Origin of the sequence: Aquihabitans sp. G128 (genome assembly GCF_019048865.1) — a bacterium.
In the GTDB taxonomy this organism is placed as follows: Bacteria; Actinomycetota; Acidimicrobiia; order Acidimicrobiales; family Iamiaceae; genus Aquihabitans.
Map to the genome: position 1 here is coordinate 4,790,428 of NZ_CP077604.1, position 25,606 is coordinate 4,816,033.

Here is a 25,606-nt window from a genome sequence, read left to right on the forward strand (position 1 = left end):
ACCGCCGCCGGCCCGTCGCCGCCCGTCCCGGCTCAGACGGCGGTCCAGCCGCCGTCGACCGCCAGGGTCTGGCCCACCACGTAGGTGCTGGCGTCGGAGGCGAGGAACAGCAGGGCACCGTCGAGCTCGTGCTCCTCGCCCTCGCGACCGAGCGGCGCCCCTCGCTGCACGTAGCGCTCGGAGGCGTCGTCGCCCCACATGGCCTCGGTCATCTCGCTGCGGAACCAGCCCGGGGCGATGGCGTTCACCCGCACGCCCTTGCGCCCCCACTGGGCCCCCAGCTCCCGGGTGAGGTTCACCACCGCACCCTTCGAGGCGCAGTAGGACGCCTGCTTCACCGGCGTGGCGGCCACCAGCCCGAGCATCGACGAGATGTTCACGATGGTCCCGCCCCCGCTGTCGACCATGGGCGGGAACGACAGCTGGCACAGGTGGAACAGGGCGTTGAGGTTCACGTCGACCACCTGGCGGAACTGCTCGAAGTCCTCGGTCTCGGCGTTGGCGATCCGGGAGATGCCGGCGTTGTTGACCAGCACGTCGAGCCGGCCGCCGCCTGCTTCGACCGCTCGATCGACGAGGTCGCGGCGGTCGGCCTCCACCGCGACGTCGGCCCGCACCGGCACCACGCGGTCGCCCAGCTCGCCGGCCAGCTCCACCAGCAGCTCCTCACGGCGGGCGGCCACCACCACCGTGGCGCCCGCGGCGTGCAGCACCCGGGCGAAGCGCCGCCCCAGCCCCACCGACGCCCCGGTCACGATGGCGACCTTCCCGTCGAGGCGGAACGGCGCGAAGGGGTCCAGCGGGGGAGCGGTGGCGAGCGGGGCGTCGGTCGACATGGGCGGAGCGTAGGCCCCGCCCCTCCACCCGCCGGTGGTCCGGCGGTACGGTCGGCGGCATGGGGATCCGAGCCAGCCGCACCGCCCGTCCGACGCGCGACCTCGCCGCCGTGCGCGGGTTCTACGAGCACCTCGTGGGGCTGCCGGTGCTGTTCGAGTTCGCCGACCACGACGGATTCGACGGCGTGGTCTTCGGGTTGCCCGACGAGCGGGCCCAGCTCGAGCTGGTGCGGGCCCCGGACGCCGACGTCGCGCCCCGGCCGACGGTGGAGGACCTCCAGGTCCTGTACTTCGACGACGAGGGGTCCCGGGCGGAGGTCCTGCACCGGCTCGCCGACGGCGGGGCGCTGCCGCTGGCGCCTGACGACCCCACCGTGAACCCCTACTGGCCGGCCACCGGCGCGCTGGTGGTGGTGGACCCGGACGGCTACCGGCTGGTGCTCAGCCTCGGTTGAGCGGCCCCGGGTGCCGTCGGCCCGCCGCGGTGCCAGGCTGGCCCGGTGAAGGTGCGCATCGGGTTCGGGTTGGGGACGCAGACGCTGGCCAACGACGGGGGCTCCTTCGGGGCCCTGGTCGACGCCCTGGAGGACCTCCGGTTCGACTCGCTGTGGCTCTCCGAGCGGCTCACCGGCGACGCCCCCGATCCGCTCACCGCCCTGGCCTTCGCCGCCGGGCGCACCCGCAAGCTCAAGCTGGGCACCAGCGTGCTGGTCCTGCCCGGCCGCAACCCGGTGGTGCTGGCCAAGGAGATGGCCAGCCTCGACCGGCTCTCGGGCGGCCGCTTCCTGCCCGCCGTGGGCCTGGGCGCCCCGGTGCCGGCCGAGCACCGGGCCTTCGGCGTGGGGCGCAAGGAGCGGGCGCCGTGGTTCGACGAGGCCCTGGCGCTCATGCGGCGCCTCTGGACCGAGGACGACGTCACCCACCACGGCGAGCGCTTCCAGGTCGAGGGCATCACCCTGCGGCCCAAGCCCGTGCAGGAGCCGCTGGAGGTGTGGCTGGGCGGCCAGGCCCCGTCCGAGCTGCGCCGGGTGGGCCGGGTGGGCGACGGCTGGCTGCCCTCGTTCTGCACGGTCGCCGACGTCGCCCAGGGGTGGGAGCTGGTGACGGCCACTGCGGCCGAGCACCAGCGCACGATCGACCCCGAGCACCTCGGCGCGCTCGTGGCCTACAGCCGCCACGGCGTGCCCGACGCCCTCCGCGCCTTCCTGGCCCAGCGCCGCCCGGACCTCGACCCGGCCGACGTCGTGCCGGTGGGGCTCGACGGCCTGCGGGGCCGGCTCGAGGCGTTCACCACGGTGGGCGCCTCGAAGTTCGTGGTGCTGCCGCTCGACGAACCGGCCGATTGGGCCCAGGAGCTGGCCGCCGTCCACGACGCCGTGGGCGACCTGCAGACCTGAGCGGCACCAGGGGCCGGCCGCCCGTCAGGCCGACCGTGCGGGTGCACCTACTGCCCCCAGGGCGGGCGCAGCGCTAGTTGTTCAGGAAGTCGGCACGCAGGAGCGTGCCGTTGACCCAGGTGAGGGTGGACTTCGCCACCTCGACGCCCTGGACGATCTCCTGGCTGACCACGCAGTCGGCGCCGGCGGGCCAGCCCTGGGTGAAGGTCGTCTGCCCGAGCGACAGGTCGCCGCTCTTCTGGAGCACGACGGTCTGGGTCAGCTCGGTGCCGCCGGAGCAGCGGACGTGGACGGTGACCGGGAGGCCGGCCTGGTCGTCGAGCGCCTTGACCACGACCTGCACGGTGATGCCGTTCTTGATCTCGAACTTCGGGGTGGCGACCTCGTTCTTGCCCAGGCCGAAGATGCCGCCGACGTCCTCGACCACGCCCACCACCACGGCGGCCGGCTTGCAGGCCGACAGGAGGGCGAGCGGGGCGATGAGGGCCACGGCCCAGCGTGTCCGGCGCCGCCGCGTGGTGCTGCTGGCGCGGGTGTCGAGCTCGGTGCTGGCCATGGGTCCCCCCGGACATGGATCGGTGCTGGCGGCACCGTAGCAGGATCCGAGCCTTCACTCGCTTTTGCGGTAGCGCCGGCGGCGTCAGGGGGAGTCGGTCCGCTTCCGTCCGGCGGTCGCGAACCAGATCGCCACCAACAGGGCAACCCCGAAGCCCAACAGGGGCGCGGCGGCTGCTTCCCGTCGCGAGGCCACTGACCCCGACGACCACCCAGGCGCCGCCCCAGATCCCGTACGCCCGCCGGAGCGACGGGGACGACACGGGGCGGGCGTCTCTCGGAGCCATGGCGGGCGGCGGTCAGCGCTCGGGGAAGCAGCCGGCGATCTCGGTGAGGTGGGCGTTGAGGTGGATGGTGTTGCCGCTGGCGGTCTTGCCCAGGCGCACCAGCACGACGTCGCGCGTGGGGAAGCAGATGACCCGCTGGCCCTCGAAGCCGTGGGCGCCGAAGGGCATCTGGTCCTGGTCCCAGGTCCACCAGTGGGCGCCGTGGAGGATCTCGTCGTCCCAGGAGCGGGCGGTGCGGCCGTGGGCGATCCAGCCGTCGGGCACCAGGCGCACGCCGTCCCACTCGCCGTTGCGCAGGGCCAGCAGGCCGAAGCGGCACCAGTCCTGGAGCGTGGCGTAGGCGTAGGAGGAGCCGATGAAGGTGCCGGTCTCGTCGAACTCGGCCCGGGCCGAGCGCATGCCGATCGGATCGAAGATGCGCTCGTGGAGGAAGCGGTCCATGCCGTCGGCATCGAGGCCGAGGACCCGCTGGAGGTTGGCCACCACGATGTTGGTGGTGCCCGAGGAGTAGTTGAAGGCCGCTTCGCTGCCGGGCTCGGCCACCAGCGGGAACGAGGCGGCGAAGGTGGCCATGTCCGGCGCGCCGTCGCCGAAGAGCATGTTGATGACGTCGGGCAGCTTCTCGCCGTCGAGGTCGTAGTACTCCTCGCGCCACTCCAGGCCGGGCCGCATGGCCAGGAGGTCGTCCCAGGTGATGGCGCCACGAGGGTCGCCTTCGGCCTGCCACTGGCGCTCGGGCACGGCGTCGGTCACCGAGAGCTTGCCGTCGCCGATCGCGACGCCCACGGCGAGGTGGCTGATGCTCTTGGCCATCGACCACGACAGCAGCTCGTCCTTCGCGGTCAGGTCGTCGAACGGCGGGTCCTCGCCCAGCGAGCGCAGGTCCTGCACGATGCGGCGGCCGTAGCGCTCGGCCACCAGGTGCCCGCCGACCACGACGGCGGCGGCGTGGGTGAGGCCGAAGATCGGGTGGGGCTCCGGGCCGACCAGCTCGTCGAGCAGCGCGTCGAGGCGGTCCTGGTCGCCGCCGAGGGCGGCGGCGTCGGCGCGGGGCCACTCGTCGGTGGGCCAGGCCACGCCTTCGGGCTGGCCGGGGAGGGGTTGGAGGTCGCGGGTGGGGATCGGCGGCATCGAGGCAGGTCCAGTCAGGAGAGGTGGAGGGTCACGGAGAGGGCGAGGTGGTCCGACAGCGAGCCGGCGGGACCGCCCCGCACGCCCCGGCCGCTGAAGGCCCAGCGGCGGGGGCGCTCGACGTCGACGGTCACGGAGTGGTCCTGGGCGGGCGCCAGCCAGAGGTAGTCGATGCGCTCGCCCGGGGCCGCGTCGACGTCACCGTCGGGGTCGTCGGCCACCTGGTCGGGCTCGTCGGGGTCCGGCGGCAGGTCGGTGGGCGAGGCGAACGTGCAGGTGTGGCCGGGGCCCACGCCGTGGGCGGCCCACAGGTCTTCGAGGCCGATGCGCCGGAGCCGGACGGCGAGGTCGTCGTAATCGCCGGAGGGGTCGGCGAGCGAGGCGTTCCGGCGCTGCACGTTGAAGTCGCCTACCAGGAGGACGGGCACGTCCGGGCGCCGCTCCCGCTCGATGAACGACACCAGCTCGTCGACCTGGCGCATCCGGGCACCGTGGTGGCGCACCGAGTCCTCGGCGCCCGGCACGGGCAGCAGGTCGCCGCCGGCGATGAGGTGGGTGGAGACCAGGTCCAGCATCGGCGCGCCCTCGCCGTCGCCCAGCTGCACGCGGGTGAGCAGGGCGCCCTTGGTCGCGAACGTGTCGGAGTCCCGGAGGTCCCCGCCGCTGCGGTAGGCGTGGGTGGCCTGGTGGACGAGGGTCACCTTCGCCGGGTCGACCAGGGTCGCCAGGCCGCTTCCGGTCAGGCGGAACCGACCGCGGGCCGGTCCGGGCACCAGGGTGGCCCCCGGCCAAGCGGCGGCCACGGCATCTCGCTCGGGCTGCTCGAAGCACTCGCCCAGCGCCACCACGTCGAAGCGGTCCCGCAGCGCCGCGCCCACCAGCGGCGCCCGCTCGCCGACGTGCGGCGCCAGCTTCTCGCCGATCACCGGCAGCACCGGCCCGCTCGGCCACACCCGCGGCCGCAGCAGCCACGTGTTCCAGAACCCCACCCGAACGCTCCCCGTGCCCATGCCCGCCGACGCTACCGGCCCGCCCCCACCCGCCCCGCCAGCCTCATCGCAGCGGCCCACCCCCTTCCGAACTTGTCGCAGTTGGCCGACGCCCCGGTCGACAACTGCGACAAGTTCGGGTTGGGCTGGGCGGTCTGGGGGTTTCGGGCGGTTCGGCGGGTGGGGGTGGGTAGGGTCGGCCGCGGGGGACGTTGGTCGTCTGGAGGACCCGTGGCCGCTTCGTCGTCCGCCGAACGTGAGGTCGTGGCCCTCGCTCGGGAGCTGGCGGCCGCGTCCACGCCGTCGTGGCCGGAGCGGGTGCGGAACCGGGCCTCGGCCGACGCCGTCGCCATGGCGTGGGCCACGCGGCAGCCGGCGTTCAAGACCCACCTGTTCCGCTTCGTCGATGTGGTGCCGGCGTGTCGAAGCTCGGCCGAGGTGGCCGCCCACCTCCGCGAGGAGCTCGACCGGCCCGAGTCGCCGGCGGGGGTGCGGCTGGGGCTGCGGCTGGCCGCGGCCGTGCCGCGTGGTGACGCGGTCGCGGCGGCGGTCGCTCGGGCCGGCATCCGGCAGATGGCCCGGCAGTTCATCATCGGTGAGCGCATCGACGAGGTGGTGGGCGAGATCGGCGCTCGCTGGGAGGACGGCTTCGCCAGCACGGTCGACCTGTTGGGGGAGAAGACGCTGACCCGGGCCGACGGCGATGCCTACGCGGAACGGGTGGGGGAGTCGCTCGGCGCGCTGGTGGCGGCCGCCCGCTCGTGGCCCGCCCGGCCGAAGCTGGAGCGGGACCCGTTCGGCCCGCTCGGGCGCGCCAACCTGTCGATCAAGCCGACGGCGCTGGCGCCCCGCATGCACGCCCTCACCGAGTCGCTCGGGGTGGCCGAGGCGGTCGAGCGCCTCGGGCCGATCCTCGACCGGGCCAAGGCGGCCGGTGCCACCATCCACGTCGACGCCGAGCACGACGAGACCAAGGACGCCACCCACGCCCTGCTGGCGGAGATCGGCCGCCGATGGCCCGACGGGCCCGCCCTCGGCTGCGTGGTCCAGGCCTACCGCCACGACGCCGCCGACGACCTCGCCCACCTGCTGCGGTGGTCGGGCGAGGCGCTGGCCACCCCGCTGCAGGTCCGGCTCGTGAAGGGCGCGTACTGGGACGCCGAGACCATCGCCGCCCGCGCCAACGGCTGGGACAGCCCCCTGTTCGCGGTGAAGTCGGCCTCGGACGCGAACTACGAGCTGTGCGCCGCCGAGCTGGCGGCGGGCGCGGCGAGCGGCGTGGTCCGCCCGGCGTTCGCCAGCCACAACCTGCGCTCCATCGCCGCCGCAGTGGTGGCCTGCCGGCGGGAGGGGCTGGACGACTCGGCCTTCGAGGTCCAGGTGCTCCACGGCATGGCCGAGCCGCTGCACCACGGCCTGCGCGACGTGGGCTTCCGCACCCGGGTGTACTCGCCCATGGGCGACCTCATCCCCGGCATGGGCTACCTCGTGCGACGGCTGCTGGAGAACACCGCCAACGAGAGCTTCGTGCGCCAGCAGTGGTCCGAGGGCGCCGACCTGGAGGCCTCGCTCGCCCCGCCGTCGGCTGCTGCCACCCCGGTGCCTGTCGCCACCCCGTCCCGCTCGTCCGAGGAGGACCCCATGTCGGTCACCAGCACGTTCCGCAACGAGCCCCTCGCCGAGGTGCGCCGGGCGCCGGTGCGCCGCCGCCTGGCCGATGCGGTGGCCGACGTCGAGCGCACGCTCGGCTTCGACGTGCCCGTGCTGGTGGGCGGAGATCGGGCGGCGGGCCGCGGGGGTGACCCGCTGCCCAGCCTCGACCCGGGCCGCACCGATCGGGTGGTCGCGGTCCAGCAGCTCGCGTCGGCCGACCAGGCCACCGAGGCCGTCGAGGTCGGCCACCGGGCGCTCCGGTCTTGGGGCGGCCGCCCGGTCGAGGAGCGTGCCGCGATCCTCCGTGGCGCCGCCGACCTGCTGCGCCGCCGGCGCGACGAGCTCTCGGCGCTCATCGCCATCGAGGCCGGCAAGCCCATCGCCGAGGCCGACGGCGACGTGGCCGAGGCCCTCGACTTCTGGACGTACTACGCCGCGGTGGCGGTGCAGCTCGACGCCACCGCGCTGGCCCAGGTCCCCGGCGAGCGCAACGACCTGCACTGGCGACCCCGTGGCGTGACGGCCGTGATCGCCCCGTGGAACTTCCCGCTCGCCATTCCCGCCGGCATGGTCGGCGCGGCGCTGGTGACCGGCAACCCGGTGGTGTTCAAGCCGGCCGAGCAGACCCCCGGCGTGGCCCTGCGCATGGTCGAGCTGCTCCACGAGGCGGGCGTGCCGGTCGATGCCCTGTCCTTGCTGCCCGGCCTCGGGGAGGACGTCGGCCCGGTCCTGGTGGAGCACCCGTTGGTGGCCACCATCGCCTTCACCGGCTCACGGGCCGTGGGCCTCGACATCGTCCGGCGGGCCGGTGCCACCCCGGCGGGCCAGCGGGTGGTGAAGCGCGTCTCGGCGGAGATGGGCGGCAAGAACCCGGTGATCGTCGACCTGGACGCCGACCTCGACGTGGCCGTGCCGGCGCTGGTCGCCGGCGCTTTCGGCTACGCCGGGCAGAAGTGCTCGGCCACGTCCCGGGTGCTGGTGCCGCACCGCTTGGTGGACCAGCTCGCCGACCGCCTGACCGGTGCCGTCGAGGTGCTCACCGTCGGCCACCCCACCGACCCGGCCAACGCCATGGGCCCGCTCATCGACCAGGAGGCCTTCGACCGGGTGCACGGCTACCGCTCGATCGCGGCCGAGGAGGGTCGGGTGGTCGCCCAGCGCGACGACGTGCCCGACGGCGGCTGGTACGTCGGCCCGACGGTGGTGGTGGTCGGCGACCGCCACGCCCGGGTGGCGACCGAGGAGGTCTTCGGCCCGGTGCTGGCCATCGTCCCGGTGGCCGACTTCGACGAAGCGCTCGACGCCGCCAACGACGCCGACCACGCCCTCACCGCCGGCCTGTTCAGCCGCACCCCCAGCCACATCGAGGCGGCGGCCCGTCGCCTCGAGGCCGGCAACCTCTACGTCAACCGGGGGACGACGGGCGCCATGGTGGCCCGCCAGCCCTTCGGCGGTCACAAGCTCTCCGGCAGCGGCGCCAAGACCGGCGGCCCCGGCTACCTCGAGCAGTTCGCCACCCCGGTCGTGGTCACCGAGAACACCCAGCGCCAAGGCTTCGCCCCCGACCTCTAGCCACAAGCGGTTCGACCCTCGTTCCCGCCCGCCGCACCTCCCCGCTTCCCGTCGCAACTTGTGGGCCGACGCTTCCGTTTTCGGCGGTGTGGGCCCACAAGTTCGAGGGGGTGGCGGGCACCCCGGTGAACTTGTGGGCCGACGCTTCCGTTTTCGGCGGTGTGGGCCCACAAGTTCGAGGGGGTGGCGGGCACCCCGGTGAACTTGTGGGCCGACGCTTCCGTTTTCGGCGGTGTGGGCCCACAAGTTCGAGGGGGTGGCGGTGGGGGGCGGCCGGGGCGAGTCGCGCAGGGCTACGGGTGGCGGTCGGGGACCTGGGGGCCGATCCAGGTGAGGACGTGGAGGTGGTGGGTGCGGGTGCGGCCGACCTCGGGGCCGACGGCATCTCCGTCGGCGAGGTCGGAGCCGGGGGGCAGGTGCTCGGTGAGGTCGAGGTCGTAGGCGCCCACCAGCTCGAAGCCGGTCTTGCGGTAGAGCACCTCGGCCTCGGCGAGGTTGTCGGCCATGTCGAGCACCGGGCGACGGCCGAGGGCGTGGGCGGCGTCGACGGCGGTGGCGAGCAGGGCCCGACCGGTGCCGGTGCCCTGGATCCGGGCGTGCACCAGGAGGCGTCGCACCACGACCAGCTCGTCCCTGGCCAGGCCGGTGGCGGCCACCCACTGGTCGGTGGCCGCGTCGTCGTGGGCGTCGGTGAGCACTGCGTGGCCCACCACCTCGTCGCCGGCCTCGGGGTCGGTGGCCACCCACCCCGCCACCACGTCGTCGCCGGCGCCCCAGGCCCGGAGGTCGGGCGGCAGCGCCACCGGATAGGCGTGCGAGTGGTGGCTGGCCAGCAGCAGGTCGGCCACGCCGTCCAGGTCGGCCTCGGTGCGGGGGCGGATGGGGAACGGGGCCATCGGCCCAGCCTGCCCGCCGACCGCCCATCCGGCCGAACGGGTTGGCGGCGAGCCGGCCTCGCTCCGACCGGGGCGCCAGGACGATGGGGCCCGCGCCGGTGGGCATCAGCCGCGGAGGGGACGACCTCGGCCTCTGCTCGCCTCGGTCAGCCAGCTGCGGTCAGCCAGCTGCGGTCAGCCGGCCTCGGCCTCGGCCTGGGCCAGCACGTCTTCGGGCGGGCGGGTGCCGGCGCCCTTGCCGAGCGCCGACTGCTCGTCGGCCAGGCGCAGCAGCAGGGCGTTCACCGGGGTGGGCACGCCGTGGGCGGCCCCGAGGCGGACGATCTCGCCGGTGAGCAGGTCGGTCTCGAGCGGGGTGCCGCGGGTGACGCTCTGCCAGGTGGACCCGCCGGTGGTGCCGTCGGGCGTCCACTGGAGGAGGTCGCCGCGCCGCTCCCGGTCCTCGTCGGACGAGGCGTAGGCGATGCCGGCGGCGTCGAGGACGGCACGACCCTCCCGGTTCGCCGCCCGCCCGAGGTCGCTGAAGCGGGCGGCCGGCCCGCTGACCACCTCGATGGCGTTGCCCAGGTTCATGAGCAGCTTCGCCCACTTCCACCGCATGATGTCGGGCCGGGCCTCGCTCACGATGCCGGCCGCGGTGAAGGCCGCTGCCACGTCACGGGCCATCTGGTCCACGCCGTCGGGGAAGCACCCGATGTCGAGGATGGCGGGCACCGGGCCGGACTTGGCCTCCACCACGCCGGGCTCCAGGTGCAGCGTCGGCGCCATGACGGTGACGCCGTAGGTGTGGGCGAAGCGCTCGGCGACCACGGCCTCGTTGGCGATGCCATTCTGCAGGCACGCGACCGGCAGGGCGCTCGGCGCGCCGGCCTCGGCCAGCTGGTCGAGCACGCCCCGGGTGTCCTGGCCCTTGACCGCCAGCAGCACGACGTCGTCCGACGACAGCCCGAGCTCGGCCGGGGTGGCGGCGGTGGGCGGGTGCACCACGAAGTCGCCCTGGGGCGTGCGCACCGTCAGCCCGTCGGCGCGGATGCGGGCACCGTGCTCGCCGCGGGCGACGAGCGCCACGTCCTGGCCGGAACGGGCGAGGTACCCGCCCACCACGCCGCCGATCGCCCCTGTTCCGATGACCACGAATCGCATTCGCCCAGGCTGGCACCTCCGGGGGCGGATGCGTCGCTCAGGCCTCGGGGTCGGCCACCGGGGTGCCGGCCACCAGGGCCTGGACGGCGGAGAGCAGGTCGGCGTCGGCGGCGTCCTTGTCCTCGCGGTAGCGCAGCACGCGGGCGAAGCGCAGGGCCACGCCGCCGGGATAGGTCGTGGAGCGCTGCGCGCCGTCCAGCGCGATCTCCACAACCTGCTCGGGGCGGACCCAGACCGTCCCGGTCTGCGGCCCGGTCCACGGCTCCTCGCGCACGGCCAGCTCCTGGAAGCGCTGGGTCTGCCAGCGCAGCAGCTCGTCGGTCATGCCCTTGAACGTCTTGCCGACCATGACGAAGCCCGAGCCGTCGTCGGCCCGGGCACCGAGGTGCAGGTTCGACAGCCACCCGGTGCGGCGCCCGTAGCCCCACTCCACCGCCAGCACCACCAGGTCGAGCGTGTGGACGGGCTTCACCTTGCGCCACGCCTTGCCCCGGCGGCCGGCCTCGTAGGCCGAGCCCACGCCCTTCACCACCACGCCCTCGTGGCCGGCGGCGAGGGCGTCGACCAGGACGGCCTCGCCGGCGTCGGGGTCGGCGGTGACCGTGCCCGGGATGCGCCAGTCGCCCGCCACCCGCTCGAGCTCGGCGGCGCGGACCGAGAGGGGCTCGTCCACCAGGTCGCGCCCGTCGACGTGGACGAGGTCGAAGAAGTGGGGGAGCACCGCCTCGGTGCGCTCGGCGTCGGCGCCCACGCGCGATGCGGTGTCCTGGAAGGCGACGGGTCGACCCGTGGCGTCCACCACCAGCGCCTCGCCGTCGAGCACGAGCGAGTCGGCGGGCAGGCCCCGCACCACGGCCACCACCTCGCCGAGGCGCTCGGTGATGTCGTTGAGGTTCCGCGTGAAGATGCGCACCTCGTCGCCGGACTTGTGGACCTGGATGCGGATGCCGTCGAGCTTCCACTCCACCGAGGCCTCGCCGATCGCCTCCACGGCCTCGGTGACCGACGCCGCCGTCGAGGCCAGCATCGGCTGCAGGGCCCGGCCCACCTCGAGGCCCACGGCCTCGACCGCCGCCCGACCCTCGGTGAGCGCGAGGCGCGCCGTGGTGTCCAGCCGCCCGCCCAGCATCACCGCCCGCCGCACGACCGTCGCCGGGATGCCCGACGCCTTGGCCACCGCGTCGAGCATCACGCCGGCGTTGGCGCCCTGGCGCAGCTCGCCGCCGAGCAGTCGGCTCAGGAACGACGCCTCGTCCGCCGTGGCCCGGCCGAACACGTCCCCCAGCAGCTCGATGCGAGCGGTGCCCGACCCCGGCCCGGAGAGCCCGCCGAGCGCAGTGATCGCGGCATCGACCTCGAGCACCTCGAGGCTGGCCTCCGGCGAGCGGTCCGTGGCGGCCTGCGCGGCCTGGATCGTCTTCCACCCGATGCCGATGCGGCCCTGGCGGGGCTCGCCCACCAGGAACCCGATGGTCGGCTCCACCTCGTCCGGCGCCAGCCGCACCAGCAGGTCGGCCAGCGCCTGTGACTTGGCCAGCCGCGAGGACGTCGAGCCCACCGCAGCCGAGGTGGTGACCAGCTCCTCGAACAACATGGCCGCTGTCTACCCCGCACCGACCGACGAGGTCGCGGCGGCGGCTGCTGCGGCCCTGGGGTCAGGCGTCGGTGCCGAAGGTGAAGGTCGTGGTGCTGGCGTACTCCTGGCCGGGGTCGAGGCGGGAGGGGCCGAGCGCGGGGCGGTTCGGGCTGTCGGGGAAGCGCTGGGCCTCGAGGCTGAGCGAGCTCCGGGGGGCGAACGGCGGGCGCAGGTGGTCGCCGGAGTACACCTGAAGTCCAGGCTGGTCGGTCTCGACCGCCAGGCGACGGCCGGTCCGGGGCGAGAGCAACCAGGCCGCCGGCCGGACCGCACCCGGTTCTCCATCGATCGCGTAGGTGTGGTCGAAGCCGCCGTCGAGCGCCGCCAGCGCCGGGCCGAGGGCGGTGGGGGAGCCCAGGTCGGTCGGGGTCCCGGAGACCGGGATCGGCTCGCCGGTGGGCAGCCCGCCATCGTCGACGGGCAGCACCCGCTCGGCCGCCACCGCCACCACGTGGTCGTCGATCGGGCCGGCCACGCCAGGGGCCAGCCCGCCGTCGAGGTTCCAGTAGCCGTGGTGGCACAGGTTCACCACCGTCGGGGCGTCGGTGGTGGCCCGGTAGGTGATCGTGAGCCGGTCGCCCTCGAGCTCGTAGGTCGCGGTGGCGTCCAGCCGGCCGGGGAACCCCTGGTCGCCGTCGGGGCTGGTGAGGCCGAAGACCACCGCGCCGCCCCCTGCGGTCGACGCCACGTCGAGCACGTCCCACCGCCGCCGGTCGAAGCCGTCGGGCCCGCCGTGGAGCTGGTTCGAGCCCTGGTTGGCGTCGAGCACCACGCTCCGGCCGTCGAGGGGGAAGGTGGCGCCGCCGATGCGCCCCGCCCAGCGGCCGATGCTCGAACCGAGGTGCGGGTTCCGGGCCCGGTCGGCCCGCTCGGCCAGGGATCCGAGGTGCAGGTGGACGTCGCTGGGCACCCCGTCGCGGTCGGGCGCCAGCACCCGGTGGGTGGCGGCACCGAGCGCCACCAGGCTGACCGTGAGCACCTCGCTGGCCAGCTCGACCACCGCGGCGTCGGTCGGCGGGCACGGGCCGGCCACCTCGCCGTCGACCAGGTCCGAGAACGTTCGTGCGGCCATCGGGCCGGCACCCTAGGGCTCGACGTGTGACGCCTGTCCGGCAAAGGGGATCGTGGACGGCGGAGGGCGGGCAGTAGCGTGGCCCCGGCCATGTTGCAGGTCAGCGGTCTTCGAGTCGATGTCGGCGGGGTCACCCTCATCGACGGCGTGTCCTTCACGGTTCGCGCCGGTGAGAAGGTCGGCCTGGTCGGTCGCAACGGCGCCGGCAAGACCTCGATGCTCAAGGTCATCGGCGGCGCCAACGAGGCCGCTCGCGGCTCGGTCTCGTACCAGGGCGGCCTCGGCTACCTGCCCCAGGACCCCCGGCTCGACATGGTGCCCGACGACGTCACCGCCCTGCGCCACGTGCTCAGCGGCCGAGGCTTCGACGAGGCGCTCGACCGCATCGAGAAGCTCCAGCTCTCCATGGAGAACGACCCCACCGAGCGGGCCATCGACCGCTACACGCGGGCCATCGAGCGGTTCCGCATGGATGGCGGCTACTCGGCCGAGTCCGAGGTCCGTCGCCTCGCCGCCGGCATCGGCCTGGCCGACGAGAAGCTCGACCTGCCGCTCGGCGCCCTCTCCGGTGGCCAGCGCCGCCGGGTCGAGGTCGTCCGCATCCTCTTCGCCGGGTCCGACGTGCTGCTGCTCGACGAGCCCACCAACCACCTCGACGCCGACGCCAAGGTCTGGATGCTCGACTTCCTGGCCGGCTACCGCGGCGCCCTGATCGTGATCAGCCACGACCTCGACCTGCTCGACGAGGCCATCACCCGGGTGATCCACCTCGATCGGGGCGGCGACACCACCACCGGCACCATGCACGAGTACAAGGGCACCTACTCCCAGTACGTCGCCGGCCGCGAGGCCGACGAGGTGCGCCTGGCCAAGCAGATCGCCATGCAGGCCAAGGAGATCGATCGGATGCAGAACATCATCGATCGGTTCGGCGCCAAGGCCACCAAGGCCTCCATGGCCCACAGCCTCGAGAAGCGGATCGACCGCCTGAAGGCCAGCGGCCCGCAGTCGGCCGTGGCCCGCAAGGCCCTCAAGCTGCGCCTGCCCGAGCCGCCCCACTGCGCCCGCACCGTGCTGGAGGCCAAGGACCTGGCCGTGAGCTACCCCGGCCTGGACGTGTTCGAGGACGTCACCTTCGACGCCGGCCGCGGCGACCGGGTGCTGGTCATGGGCCTCAACGGGGCCGGCAAGACCAGCCTGCTGCGGGTGCTGGCCGGCATCACCGAGCCCGTCGTCGGCGAGCTGACGTGGGGCAAGGACGTCTCCGTGGGCTACTACGCCCAGGAGCACGAGGGCATCCGCGCCGGCGCCGACCTGGTCGAGCACATGCGCGAGGCCACCGGCGGCATGGGCGACGGCCAGTGCCGGGCGCTGCTCGGCATGTTCGGCCTGGTGGGCGACAAGGTGTTCCAGGACGCGTCGACGCTCTCGGGCGGCGAGAAGACCAAGTTGGCCCTGGCCCAGCTGGTGGGCGGCAAGCACAACGTGCTGCTGCTCGACGAGCCCACCAACAACCTCGACCCCGGCTCGCGCACCGCGGTGGCCGACTCGCTCTCGAGCTGGGGCGGCACCCTCATCGTGGTCAGCCACGACGCCGAGTTCGTCGAGGCCCTGAAGCCCGACCGGGCGCTGCTCATGCCCGACGGCGACGTCGACCACTGGCACGACGACTTCCTCGAGCTCGTCACCCTCGCCTAGCGCTCTCCGCCGCCCGGGAACGACGGAGGGCGGCCCCCGGGTGGGAGCCGCCCTCACGCACGTACTGGGTGTTCAACGGGCCGGTGCGCAATGCATCGAGCGGGACGAGCTCCCGATCACCGGTCCGCCGGGTGTCTGGCGGGGATTCGCCAACGAGATCCAGCAAGCCGCGCTAGCGGCCAGCCACCTCCGAAGTCCCATGAGAACTGTCGTTGATGTGGACCACCTCCTTTCCTCGGTAGGTGCATCCAACCACCACCGCCGTCGCCTGCCAACCGCATTTCGGGCGATTTCCCACGGGCGGAACACGAGGCGACGACCGTCGGTAGGGTCCGGCCATGGCTGGCTTCGAGGTGCCCGAGCACGTCCGCCCGATCCGCGACCAGGTCAAGGCCTTCGTGGTCGACCGGGTCGAGCCGGCCGAGCCGGCGCTGCACGCCGGCGGGCCCGAGGCGGCATCCCTGCTGCGCGACCTCCAGGCCCAGGCGAAGGCCGAGGGCCTGTGGGCCCTGGGCCACCCGGCCGAGCTGGGTGGCGGCGGGATGCCGTTCGCCGACTACGTCTACGTCAACGAGGTGCAGGGGCGCAGCGAGTACGGCCAGATCGCCCTCGGCACGTACACGCTGCAGGACTCGCTGATGCTGCACGCCCACGCCAGCCCGTCGCAGCGCGAGCGCTGGCTGGCCCCGCTCGTAGCCGCCGACATCTCCCCGAGCTTCGCCATGACCGAGCCCGAGGTGGCGTCCTCGGACCCCACGCAGCTGCAGACCACCGGCACCCTCGACGGCGACGAGTGGGTGATCTCGGGGCGCAAGTGGTTCACCACGGGCGCCGCCCGGGCGGCGTACACCACCGTCATGTGCCGCACCGAGCCCGACGCTCCGGACCACTCGGCGTTCTCGATGATCATCGTCCCGACCGACACCCCCGGCTACACGCTGGTGCGCGAGACCCCGGTGCTCGGGATCCAGGGCGGGCACTACGAGGTGCGCTACGACGACGTGCGGGTGCCCGCCGACCACCTGCTGGGCGAGCGGGGCCACGGCTTCGTGATCGCCCAGGAGCGCCTCGGCCCGGGCCGGATCTTCCACGCCATGCGCTGGCTGGGCCAGGCGCAGCGCGCCTTCGACCTGCTGTGCGACCGATTGGTGCACCGCGAGGCGTTCGGCGGCCCGCTCGCCTCGAAGCAGCTCATGCAGCAGCACGTCTTCGACAGCTACGCGCAGATCCAGGCGTGCCGCCTGCTGACGCTCCACGCCGCCGAGGCGGTCGACCGGGGCGGCGATGCGAGGGTGGAGATCGGCGCGGTGAAGGTCGTCGGCGCCAAGATGCTCCACGACGTGATCGACCGGGCGGTCCAGGCGCACGGCGCCGCCGGCCTCACCGACGACACCCCGCTGAGCCGCATGTACCGCGAGGCCCGCTTCGCCCGCATCTACGACGGCCCGGACGAGGTCCACGTCCAGTCGGTGGCCCGTCGCCTGCTGAAGACCTACCGAGACGGCGGCACCTGGTCCTTCAGCGGTTGACCGGCTGGAGGGCTCGGCTCCCCCGACCGAGCGTCAGCGGCAGGAGGTGGCGGCGTCGATGAGGGGCTGCTGCAGGGTGGGGTCGGCGTCGAGGGCTTCGCGCCCGCCGTCGAGGCTGATGGCCAGCAGCTTCTCGACGTAGCCGTCGGGGAGGGCGCCGATGATGCAGTCGACCTTGTCGGCGGGCAGGGTGCCGCCGCTGCGCAGCTCGTCGGCCAGCAGTGCGTCGACGTCGACGTCGCAGTCACCGAGGCCGGCGATCATCTCGGTGGCGACGTCCTCGTCGACGACGTCGGACAGGCTCTCGCTGATGTCGCCGCTGCCGAGGTCATCGGGGGCGATCCCGGAGCCGTCGAGCGCGTCGACGCCGATGGCACCCACCCACCCGGTGGCGATGCAGTCCGCCTGGTCGCGGGAGAGCTTGCCGAACGTGTCGTCGGAGCGCAGCTCGGCGGCCATGGCCTCGACGTAGGCGTCCTCGTCGGCGCCGCCCTCGTCGAGCGTGGTGGTGGTCTCGACCGGCTCGTCCTCGGTGGTGGTCGTCACCTGGTTCGGATCGGGCTCGGGGGCGCAGCCGGGCTTCGCCCCGCCGCCGCCGATGGCGCCCCCCCGTGGTGGAGCCGTCGTCGTCGCCGCAAGGGACCTTCGGCGTGGTGGTGCTGGTGTTCGGCTCGACGGCGCCGACGGTGGTGGCACCGTCGTTGGCCTCGACGCCGCAGGCCACCGCGAGCGGGACGAGCAGCAGGGCGGCGACCAGGGCCAGGGCACGGGGACGGCGGTGCGAGGGAGCGAGCACGGGAGGGACCTCGGGGGGAAGGCGTCGGTGGGCGCAACGTCCGACGGCACCGAGCCGCCGGAGGTTCCCAACGTACCGAACCGCCGAGCTGCGCCCGTGCGCTCAGGGCTGGTCCGGCGCCTCGAGCCACCGGGGGTTGGCCACGCGCACCCGGTCGACCACGAGGGCCCGCACGGTGGCGGCCACGTCGGCCTGGCCGTCGAGGTGCCCGGCGCGGATGGCAGCGGCGAGGGCGGCCTCGTCGACGAAGCCCAGGGTGGCCAAGCGCTGGTCGGCCGCGGCGGCCATGGCCGGGCCCAGGCGCAGCTCGCGCTCGACGATGGCGAGGGCGTTGCCGGCCACCTTCAGGTGGAAGGCCGAGGCACCGGTGAGCTGCGGCGCCACGGTGTCGGTGAGGTGCCCCCGGACCGCGTCGACCAGCTCGGCAGCGGTGGGCCGACCGTGCAGGCCCGGCGGCTCGACGCGTCCGGACGGCTCGGGGGCCGCAGGTTCGGCCCCGGCGGCGGGCGCGGGGACCCCGAGGAGCTGGAGCAGGTCGTACTCGTTCTCGCACACCCGACGGCCGATGGTGGCCAGCTCGACCGAGCGCACGTGGCCGTCGAGGTGGCGGTGGGCCTGCACCGCGCAGATCAGGCCCCAGGTGAGGGTGCCGGCCACGATCCACCACCGCACGGCATCGGGATCGACCGGGGCACCGGTGGCGTCCGAGTAGGCGTCCAGCAGGTCGCCGAGCGGAGCGATGCCACCCACCTCGCCGGTGCCGCCGAAGCGCCAGGCCCGCACGCACAGCCAGCCGAGGTCCTCCAGCGGGTCGCCCAGGTGGGCCAGCTCCCAGTCGAGCACGGCGCGCAGGCCGGTCTCGTCGACCAGCAGGTTGCCCAGCCGGAAGTCGCCGTGGACCACCCGCTCGGGACCGGGCGGCGGCCGGTTGGCCTCCAGCCACCGCAGGGCCAGCTCGAAGGCGGGGCGGTGCTCGCCGAGGCCGTCGAGGCCGAGCCGCAGGCGGCCCAGGGTGTCCACCGGCTCGAGCCCGGGTGCCTCGTCGGGATCGATCGCGTGGATGGCCGCCAGGGCCCGGCCGCACTGGCCGGCCAGCACCCGGCGGGCGTCCGCGTAGCGCTCGTCGCGGACGATGCGGGGGCCGAGCGCCTCGCCATCGACGTGCGCGGTGACCCGACCGTCGCCCACGAGCGGTGCGGTGGCGGCGACGTCGGCCACGACGTGGGGCACGGGCACCCCGGCCCGCTCGGCGGCCGCCAACAGCGCATCCTCAGCAGCGAGCGAAGGGCCGCCCATGGCGAGGCCGGGGCGGATGCGCTGCAGGATGAGCGGCTCGACCCCGCCGGAACCGCGTCGCCGCACGGCGAACGACCACGTCTCCCGAGAGGCGCCGCCCGACAGCCGGCGCAACCCTTCGACCGTCCCATCGAGCAGCTCGCCCAGCGCCCCACCCAGCTCCGACTCGGTCTCCGGGTGCGCCACGGCCGGATCGTAGGCCCGCTCCCATCGCCCCGCTCCCCGGACCTCGAGACCCCCCCCCGGACCGAACTTTGGGTCGGAGACCGGCGCGCGCAGGGGCCTGGGACCCGAGGTTCGTGGGGGTTGCCTCGAGCCGCCCGAACTTTGGGTCGGCGGCGGGTGCGCGCACGGGCGTGGGACACAGAGTTCGGCGGGGGTGGTCGCGGCCCCGCTGCGAACCTTGGGTCGGAGACCCGTGCAGGCGGGTGCCTCAGACCCAAGGTTCGTGGGGGTTGCCTCGAGCCGACCGAACGTTGGGTCGGAGACGGGTGCGCGCACGGGTGTGGGACCGACCTACTCACCCGGGAGCACCTCGGCGACGATTCGACGTCGATTCGCCGCCGAGGTCGACGCCGCCGTCAGGCGCGGGTCAGGTCGGCGGTCGAGCCGTCGGCGGTCGGGCCGGCGGCCCAAGGTTCGCGCTGGGGGGGGCGGGTCGGGCGGAGGTGGCGCCGCCCGTGGAGGGCGGTCAGACGCCGGGGGCGAAGCGGGGCCAGGGGAAGGCCTGCTCGGCGAGGCGGGCGAGGCGGAGGCAGACGTCGTCGCGGTGGAGGCGGGCGGTGACCATGAGGCCCACCGGGAGGCCGGCGCTGGTGGTGCCGGCCGGGACCGAGATCGAGGGGTTCCAGCAGAGGTTGGCCAGCATGGTGAACGGGGTGGCCATGGCGCCGTCGACGGCGACGCCGGCGATCTCGGCGGGCGGCGGTCCCTCGGCGCGGAAGGCGGGGACGGCCGTGGTGGGGGTCAGCAGGACATCGACCTCGGCGAACAGCGCAGCGCAGTCGAGGTCGAACTGGTTGCGGCGCTGCTGGGCCCGGGCGACCTTGCGGGTGGTCGACGGGGCCACCGCGTCCAGGGCCATCCGGGAGTAGGCGGTGAGGTCGTCGGCGCGGGTGCGGTACTCCTCGTCGGTGACGGAGAACCACAGGTCGAGCGAGCCCGAGGTGAGCCAGGTGCGCACCGGGTCGGTGAGGTGGACGGGCGCCTCGTCGACGGAGAGGGCAGCGGAGGCGGCGAGCCGCTCGGCGGCGGAGCGGGCCAGCTCGGCCACCTCGGGATCGACGAAGCCGAAGCCCATGTCGGTGGACCAGCGGGCCCGGAGCCCGCCCACGTCGAGCGTCTCGATGAGGTCCTCGTAGCGGACACCTGCGGCGGGGAGCGAGCGCCGGTCGCGGGCGTCGGGGCCGGCGGCCACGTCGAGGTGGCGGGCGGCGTCGGCGACGGTGGTGGTGAGGGCGCCGACCACCGCGGTGAGCGAACCGTCGGGGCCGGGCTCGGGGATCCGGCCGAAGCTGCACTTGTGGCCCACCAGCCCGCTGAAGGCCGCCGGGATCCGCGTGGAGCCGCCGCCGTCGCTGGCGGTGGCGAACGGGACCAGTCCGGCGGCCACCGCGGCCGCCGACCCCCCCGCTCGACCCGCCGGGCGTGACGGTGGGGTCCCACGGGTTGCGGGTGGTGCCGAACGCCTTGGTCTTGGTGAAGTTGAGCGTGCCGAACTCGGGCGCCGCGGTCTTGCCGATGGGGACCGCCCCCGCGGCGCGCAGGCGGGCGACGTGGATGGAGTCGTCGGCGGCGGGCGGCCCGTCGCGGTGCAGCAGGGAGCCGTGCGACGTGGGCAGTCCGGCGCAGTCCTCGAGGTCCTTCACGCCGAACGGCACGCCGGCGAGCGGCCCGGGGTCCTCGCCCCGGGCGACGGCGTCGTCCACCCGTTGTGCGGCGGCGAGGGCCAGGTCGGCGTCGACGGCCACGAAGGCGTTCAGGGTGGTGTCGGCCGCCACCCGCGCCAGCGCCTCGGTGGCGACCTCGACCGCCGATCGCTCGCCGGCGCGCACCGCAGCGGCGAGGTCGACGACGGTGGGCCACGCGGGTTCGGTCATGGCCGGAAGCTACCGAGCCATGCCGGGCCGTGCCGGGCCGGGCCGGGGTGGGCCAGCAGGCCGAGGGGTCCCGGTCAGCGCTCGCGGTTGATGGCGGCGCGGAGGGCCTCGGTGGCGGCCTCCGGGTCCTCGACGCCGAGCACGAGGTGGCGGTAGCGCTCGCCGGTGAGCTCGATGACGAGCACCTTCTCGTTGCGGCCCACCATCCACAGCGCTCGCTCGCCGTGGCGGCGGAACGTGCCGGCGGTGAGCAGGCCCGGCACGTGCGCGCCGGGCAGGCGGAGCCCGAGTGCGAGGTCCTTGCGCTCTTCGACGCCCACGTCGACCACCGAGGTCACCGGCACCACCACGCCGTTGGTGAGGCCGAAGAGCCGGACCAGCCCGACGGGGCGCACCAGCAGCCGGTCGTCGGCCGAGACGCCGACGGCGGCCAGGTTGGGCCCCGACAGGCTGGTGACGAGCACCCCGCCGATGACGACGATGAGCAGGGCGACCACGAAGCCCCACCACGGCGGCCACACGAGGGCCAGCACGCTCACGGTGCCCACCGGGCGCTCAGCCCTTGGCGCCGAGCTGCACCGGCGTGGTGACCTCGGCGAAGAAGTCGTGGCCCTTGTCGTCGACCACGATGAACGCCGGGAAGTCCTCGACCTCGATGCGCCACACGGCCTCCATGCCCAGCTCCTCGTACTCGAGCACCTCGACCTTGCGGATGCAGTCGAGCGCCAGCCGGGCGGCGGGACCGCCGATGGAGCCGAGGTAGAAGCCGCCGTGGGCCTGGCAGGCGTCGGTGACCTGCTGCGAGCGGTTGCCCTTGGCCAGCATGACGAGCGAGCCGCCCGCCGCCTGGAACCTCTCGACGTAGGAGTCCATGCGCCCGGCGGTGGTGGGGCCGAAGCTGCCCGATGCGTAGCCCTCGGGGGTCTTGGCCGGGCCGGCGTAGTACACGGGGTGGTCCCGGAGGTACTGCGGCATCTCGCCGCCGCCGTCGAGCAGCTCGGCGATCTTGGCGTGGGCGATGTCGCGGGCCACCACGACGGTTCCGGTGAGCGACAGGCGGGTCTTCACCGGGTACTTGGTGAGCTCGCCGCGGATCTCGTCCATGGGCCGGTCGAGGTCGATCTGCACCACGTCGCCGCCCAGGTCCTCGTCGGTGACCTCGGGGAGGTACTGCGCCGGGTGGCGTTCGAGCTCCTCCAGGAACACGCCCTCGGCGGTGATCTTCGCCAGCGCCTGGCGGTCGGCCGAGCAGCTGACGGCGATGCCGATGGGGCACGAGGCGCCGTGGCGGGGGAGGCGGATCACCCGCACGTCGTGGCAGAAGTACTTGCCGCCGAACTGGGCGCCGATGCCGAAGGCCTGGGTCAGCGCCAGCACCTCCTGCTCCATCTCGAGGTCCCGGAAGCCGTGGCCGGCGAGGGAGCCCTCGGTGGGGATGGTGTCGAGGTAGCGGGTGGACGCAAGCTTGGCGGTCTCGACCGCGAACTCGGCCGACGTGCCGCCGATGACCACGGCCAGGTGGTACGGCGGGCAGGCCGAGGTGCCGAGCAGGCGCAGCTTCTCGTCCAGGAACTTCAGCAGGCCCTTGGGGTTGAGGACGGCCTTGGTCTCCTGGAACAGGAAGCTCTTGTTGGCCGAGCCGCCGCCCTTGGCCATGAAGAGGAGCTTGTAGGCGCTGCCGTCGACGGCGCTGACCTTGATCTCGGCGGGGAGGTTGGTGCCGGTGTTCTTCTCGTCCCAGAGCGTCAGGGGCGCCATCTGGGAGTACCGCAGGTTGTCCTTCTGGTACGTGTCGAAGATGCCGCGGGCGATGGCTTCCTCGTCACCGCCACCCGTGAGCACGAACTGGCCCTTCTTGCCCTTCACGATGGCCGTGCCGGTGTCCTGGCACATGGGCAGCACCCCGCCGGCGGCGATGTTGGCGTTCTTCAGCAGGTCGAGCGCCACGAAGCGGTCGTTGGCCGACGCCTCGGGGTCGTCGAGGATGCGGGCCAGCTGGGCCAGGTGCCCGGGCCGCAGGTAGTGGGCGATGTCGTGCATGGCCGCGGCGGTGAGCTCGGTGAGCACCCGGGGCTCGACCTGCAGGAACGTGTGGCCCGCGGCCTCCACGGTCGACACGCCCTCGATGTCGAGCTTGCGGTACGTCGTGGCGTCGGGCCCGAGGGGCAGCAGCTCGGTGAACTGGAAGTCGGTCATCGCCGACCACGGTACGGCGGCGTGCCGACCACGAGCCATCCGGCCCAGCTCCCTGCCCGCTGGGGCTCCCCAGGTGGCTCGTTCGCGGACGTCGCTCGGCCGACGGCGGGCGGCGCTCAGTCGGAGGGCGGCAGGTCCCGGGCCCGGACGGCGAAGGCGTCGTTGAGGCGGCCCAGCAGCCGGCCGAGGGCGCGGCGGTCGCGATCGGACCAAGAGGCGAGGGTGGTGGACACGCGCTCGTGGCGGCCTCGGCGGGCGCCGTCGAGGAGGGCGGCGCCGCGCGCGGTCAGGCGCAGCACCTGGGCTCGGCCCCCGTCGGGGTCGGCCACCCGCTCGACGAACCCGTCGCGCTCGAGCGTGCCGACCTGGCGGGTGATGGTGGAGTGGTCGAGCTGGAGCAGGTCGACCAGCGCCGCTGCGGTAGGCGAGCCCAGCAGGTCGATGCGGTCGAGGAGCAGGTAGGCCGCCCGATCCAGCGTGACCCCGTCGACCACCAGGTTGCGGCGCACCTGTTCGAGCCGGCGCACCAGCAGCGCCAGCTCTCGCTCGACGGCGCGGATGTCGTCGTCCTCGTCGACCGGGGTGGTGCGGCGCTCGTCCTCGGTCACCCGTCACACCCTAGGTGCATGATGCACATCGGGGGAATGTGCATCATGCACATGTGGTTGGACCTGGGGCATCGAACGAGACCGGAGCCGACCATGAGCGCAGTCACCACCAGCATCGACCGGCCGGCGACGGTGCGCTCCGTGCTGGCCGGGTTCCGCCCGTGGCACCCGCTGGTGCAGCGGGCCGGGCGGTTCCACTGGGTGCTCGGCCTCCGGGTGGCGCTCTGCTTCGTCGGCCCCGTCGCCGTCTCCCACACCACCGGTCGCTGGTCGGCCGAGACCGGGGTCATGGCCCTGGGCGCCTTCCTGGTCTCGATCTTCCTCGCCCCCTTCGACCGGCCCCGGCAGCAGTTGGGCGCCGGCCTCGCCCTGGCCACCGTCCTGCCCCTCTCGGTGGTGGCCACGATGGTGCTCGACCACGGCGTCGGCCGGGTTGCCGCGCTGGCCGCCGTCGGCCTCGTCGCCGGCCTCAGCGTCGGGTGGCCGGCCCTCGTAGGGACCTGGGCCCGCTCCTTCGGGCTGGCCCTGATCATCGCCCCGGAGCTCCCCGGCACCGCCTTCGCCGTGCGGTGGGTGGCGGTCGGGGGGGCTCCTGGCCGTGGCGGTCACCCTGCTCACCAGCCACCTCACGCCGGACCACCTGCGCACCACTCGGCGCCTTCCGTCGCCGGACCCGCTGGTCGTGCGGCACCACGCCGTGCGCCTGGCCCTCGCCCTCGGCTTCGCCGGCACCGTCGCCGAAGCCGTGGGATCGTCCACCCCCATCCGCGAGCACGCCCTCTGGCTGGGCATCGGCGTCTGGATCGTCCTGCAGCCCTACCTGCACGACACCGTCGCCAAGGCCGTCCAGCGCGGCATCGGCACGGTGGCCGGCGGCCTGCTCACCCTCGCCCTCGTGCAAGCCGTGCCGGCCGGGCTCTGGGTGGGGTGGATGTTCCTGGTCCTGGCCTTCGTCTGCTTCGGCATCCGCCCGGTCAACTACGGCTGGTACTGCGTCTTCCTCACCCCGATCATCGTCATCGGCTTCGGCCCCGTCGTCCACGACTACGCCGTCCTCGAAGCCCGCCTCGGCTGGACGATCGCCGGCTCGCTGCTCGCCCTCCTCGTCCGCTTCGCCCTCTGGCCCGCCGCTGGGCACCCCCGGCCCGACGCACCGGCGTCGCCGACCTGACCCTGGTGGCGGCTCGCGCCGCTGGGTCGCCCTCGCGGTCGGAGGCTCCCCGGCGACCGGCGTGAGGCTCGGGATCCCGGGAGCCCACCAGCCCGAGGGAGCGGACGAAGGCGACGAAGGCGTCGGGAACCGGTCGGCCGGCGCGGCCGTCGACATCCCCCATGCGATCCCCCCGACGCTCTTGGTCCCTGCTCGCCTGCGGGCTCTTCGCCCTCGCCGCCGTCGGTTGCGGCGTCGGCTCCGAGGGCGGCCAGCCGCCGGGGTTGGCGAAGTCGTCGACCACGGAGCCGACCGAGCCGCCGAGCGGGGGCGGCAGGACCGGAGTTGCCAGCCTGCCGAGCAAGGGCGAGCTGCCGGTGCCGATCGAGGGCGGGCCGGCCGCGACGGTGCGCACCTGCGAGGTGGACCCGGCCGACCCGGGCCGGGCGCACGTCGAGGCGGTGGTGGCCAACACCACCGACGGGGTCCGCCTGCTGCAAGGCGTGCCGTTGGTGGTCCGCGACGACGATGGGCACGTGGTGTCGGCCGACCAGGAGGACCTGTGGAGCTCGATCCGGATCGGTCCCGCCCGTCGGGCCCTGCTGCGCGAGGACGTCGACCTGCAGGGAACCGCTCGCGAGGTGACCTGTGAGCTCGGCCGTCCCGACCTCCGCGTCGACGAGCTCCCCGGTGGCGACGACGTGGCGGCCGATGACCTGGCGCTCACCTCGTGCTCGCCGATGGTCGGCGCCACGGTGCGCAACCGCAGCGACGATCCCGCTGCGGTCGCCGTCGTGGTCGAGGCCTTCGACGCCGACGGCTACAGCGCCGGCACGTTCGAGCTGGGCCAGCGCCCGACCACCTACACCGACGGCCGGACGCCAGGCCCTGACGAGGTCGCCCTCCCTGGCCACCGCACCGGCCGCTACCGCCTGGACCCCACCGAGCGCATCGAGCAGTACGGCACGCCGCTCGATGGGCCCATCGCCGCCTGCCAGGTCCTCCGCGCCACCATCGCCGCCAACCCCACCCCGACCCAGGTCATCGTCGACTGACCGACCGCCGTG

21 protein-coding genes and 1 pseudogene are annotated in these 25,606 nt (G+C 74.2%); 7 read left to right on the top strand and 15 right to left on the bottom strand.

What is annotated here, in order from left to right:
- Nucleotides 1-32 precede the first annotated feature (32 nt).
- On the bottom strand, nt 33-836 hold the full coding sequence (locus KSP35_RS23080) for an SDR family NAD(P)-dependent oxidoreductase (protein WP_216998107.1): 804 nt from the start codon (nt 834-836) through the stop codon (nt 33-35).
- Between the two features lie 59 nt (nt 837-895).
- Between KSP35_RS23080 and KSP35_RS23085 the strand changes: the two genes are divergently transcribed.
- Both KSP35_RS23085 and KSP35_RS23090 read left to right on the top strand, forming a co-directional pair.
- A complete protein-coding gene (locus KSP35_RS23085; RefSeq protein ID WP_216998108.1) occupies nt 896-1,291 on the top strand; it encodes a VOC family protein in 396 nt (131 codons plus the stop codon).
- A gap of 45 nt (nt 1,292-1,336) precedes the next feature.
- On the top strand, nt 1,337-2,233 hold the full coding sequence (locus tag KSP35_RS23090) for a TIGR03619 family F420-dependent LLM class oxidoreductase (protein ID WP_216998109.1): 897 nt from the start codon (nt 1,337-1,339) through the stop codon (nt 2,231-2,233).
- 73 nt (nt 2,234-2,306) lie between these two features.
- Here KSP35_RS23090 and KSP35_RS23095 read toward each other — a convergent pair whose 3' ends face one another.
- The 3 genes from KSP35_RS23095 to KSP35_RS23105 form a co-directional block, all read right to left on the bottom strand.
- Nucleotides 2,307-2,789 carry a hypothetical protein gene (locus tag KSP35_RS23095; protein WP_216998110.1) on the bottom strand — a complete coding sequence of 161 codons (483 nt, stop codon included), beginning with the start codon at nt 2,787-2,789 and terminating at the stop codon, nt 2,307-2,309.
- A gap of 298 nt (nt 2,790-3,087) precedes the next feature.
- Complete coding sequence (locus KSP35_RS23100) at nt 3,088-4,206, bottom strand: serine hydrolase (RefSeq protein ID WP_216998111.1); 1,119 nt, start codon at nt 4,204-4,206, stop codon at nt 3,088-3,090.
- 14 nt (nt 4,207-4,220) lie between these two features.
- Nucleotides 4,221-5,216: an endonuclease/exonuclease/phosphatase family protein gene (locus KSP35_RS23105; protein ID WP_216998112.1), complete on the bottom strand. Its 996-nt coding sequence runs from the start codon at nt 5,214-5,216 to the stop codon at nt 4,221-4,223.
- Nucleotides 5,217-5,459: 243 nt separating this feature from the next.
- On the opposite strand from KSP35_RS23105, the gene KSP35_RS23110 reads away from it, so the two are divergent.
- Nucleotides 5,460-8,420, top strand: coding sequence for a proline dehydrogenase family protein (locus KSP35_RS23110; protein ID WP_216998113.1), 2,961 nt, complete (start codon nt 5,460-5,462; stop codon nt 8,418-8,420).
- Nucleotides 8,421-8,713: 293 nt separating this feature from the next.
- On the opposite strand, the gene KSP35_RS23115 is transcribed toward KSP35_RS23110, so the two are convergent.
- From KSP35_RS23115 to KSP35_RS23130, 4 genes are all read right to left on the bottom strand, one after another.
- Nucleotides 8,714-9,316 (bottom strand): GNAT family N-acetyltransferase, encoded by a 603-nt coding sequence (locus KSP35_RS23115; RefSeq protein WP_216998114.1) that lies wholly within the window; start codon nt 9,314-9,316, stop codon nt 8,714-8,716.
- Nucleotides 9,317-9,490: 174 nt separating this feature from the next.
- Nucleotides 9,491-10,459, bottom strand: coding sequence for a ketopantoate reductase family protein (locus tag KSP35_RS23120; protein WP_216998115.1), 969 nt, complete (start codon nt 10,457-10,459; stop codon nt 9,491-9,493).
- 37 nt (nt 10,460-10,496) lie between these two features.
- Complete coding sequence (locus tag KSP35_RS23125) at nt 10,497-12,053, bottom strand: ATP-dependent DNA ligase (RefSeq protein WP_216998116.1); 1,557 nt, start codon at nt 12,051-12,053, stop codon at nt 10,497-10,499.
- A 61-nt stretch (nt 12,054-12,114) separates the two neighbouring features.
- Entirely contained in the window at nt 12,115-13,167 is a 1,053-nt protein-coding gene (locus KSP35_RS23130) for an aldose epimerase family protein (RefSeq protein WP_216998117.1), read from the bottom strand.
- 90 nt (nt 13,168-13,257) lie between these two features.
- Between KSP35_RS23130 and KSP35_RS23135 the strand changes: the two genes are divergently transcribed.
- A complete protein-coding gene (locus KSP35_RS23135; protein ID WP_216998118.1) occupies nt 13,258-14,865 on the top strand; it encodes an ABC-F family ATP-binding cassette domain-containing protein in 1,608 nt (535 codons plus the stop codon).
- Nucleotides 14,866-15,203: 338 nt separating this feature from the next.
- Entirely contained in the window at nt 15,204-16,394 is a 1,191-nt protein-coding gene (locus KSP35_RS23140; RefSeq protein ID WP_216998119.1) for an acyl-CoA dehydrogenase family protein, read from the top strand.
- 33 nt (nt 16,395-16,427) lie between these two features.
- On the opposite strand, the gene KSP35_RS23145 is transcribed toward KSP35_RS23140, so the two are convergent.
- The 7 genes and pseudogenes from KSP35_RS23145 to KSP35_RS23175 form a co-directional block, all read right to left on the bottom strand.
- On the bottom strand, nt 16,428-16,940 hold the full coding sequence (locus KSP35_RS23145; RefSeq protein ID WP_216998120.1) for a hypothetical protein: 513 nt from the start codon (nt 16,938-16,940) through the stop codon (nt 16,428-16,430).
- A gap of 352 nt (nt 16,941-17,292) precedes the next feature.
- Nucleotides 17,293-18,672 (bottom strand): phosphotransferase family protein, encoded by a 1,380-nt coding sequence (locus KSP35_RS23150; RefSeq protein ID WP_216998121.1) that lies wholly within the window; start codon nt 18,670-18,672, stop codon nt 17,293-17,295.
- Between the two features lie 505 nt (nt 18,673-19,177).
- On the bottom strand, nt 19,178-20,098 hold the full coding sequence (locus KSP35_RS23155; protein WP_216998122.1) for an amidase: 921 nt from the start codon (nt 20,096-20,098) through the stop codon (nt 19,178-19,180).
- 67 nt (nt 20,099-20,165) lie between these two features.
- Nucleotides 20,166-20,585, bottom strand: a pseudogene (locus KSP35_RS26310) (amidase family protein); the annotation flags it as partial.
- A gap of 74 nt (nt 20,586-20,659) precedes the next feature.
- Nucleotides 20,660-21,133, bottom strand: a complete 474-nt coding sequence (locus tag KSP35_RS23165) for a PH domain-containing protein (protein WP_216998123.1) — start codon at nt 21,131-21,133, stop codon at nt 20,660-20,662.
- A gap of 7 nt (nt 21,134-21,140) precedes the next feature.
- Nucleotides 21,141-22,781 (bottom strand): fumarate hydratase, encoded by a 1,641-nt coding sequence (locus KSP35_RS23170; RefSeq protein WP_216998124.1) that lies wholly within the window; start codon nt 22,779-22,781, stop codon nt 21,141-21,143.
- A 116-nt stretch (nt 22,782-22,897) separates the two neighbouring features.
- Nucleotides 22,898-23,389, bottom strand: coding sequence for a MarR family winged helix-turn-helix transcriptional regulator (locus tag KSP35_RS23175; RefSeq protein WP_216998125.1), 492 nt, complete (start codon nt 23,387-23,389; stop codon nt 22,898-22,900).
- A gap of 598 nt (nt 23,390-23,987) precedes the next feature.
- Between KSP35_RS23175 and KSP35_RS23180 the strand changes: the two genes are divergently transcribed.
- Entirely contained in the window at nt 23,988-24,560 is a 573-nt protein-coding gene (locus KSP35_RS23180) for an FUSC family protein (protein WP_216998126.1), read from the top strand.
- A 161-nt stretch (nt 24,561-24,721) separates the two neighbouring features.
- Entirely contained in the window at nt 24,722-25,594 is an 873-nt protein-coding gene (locus tag KSP35_RS23185) for a hypothetical protein (RefSeq protein WP_216998127.1), read from the top strand.
- Nucleotides 25,595-25,606: the final 12 nt, after the last annotated feature.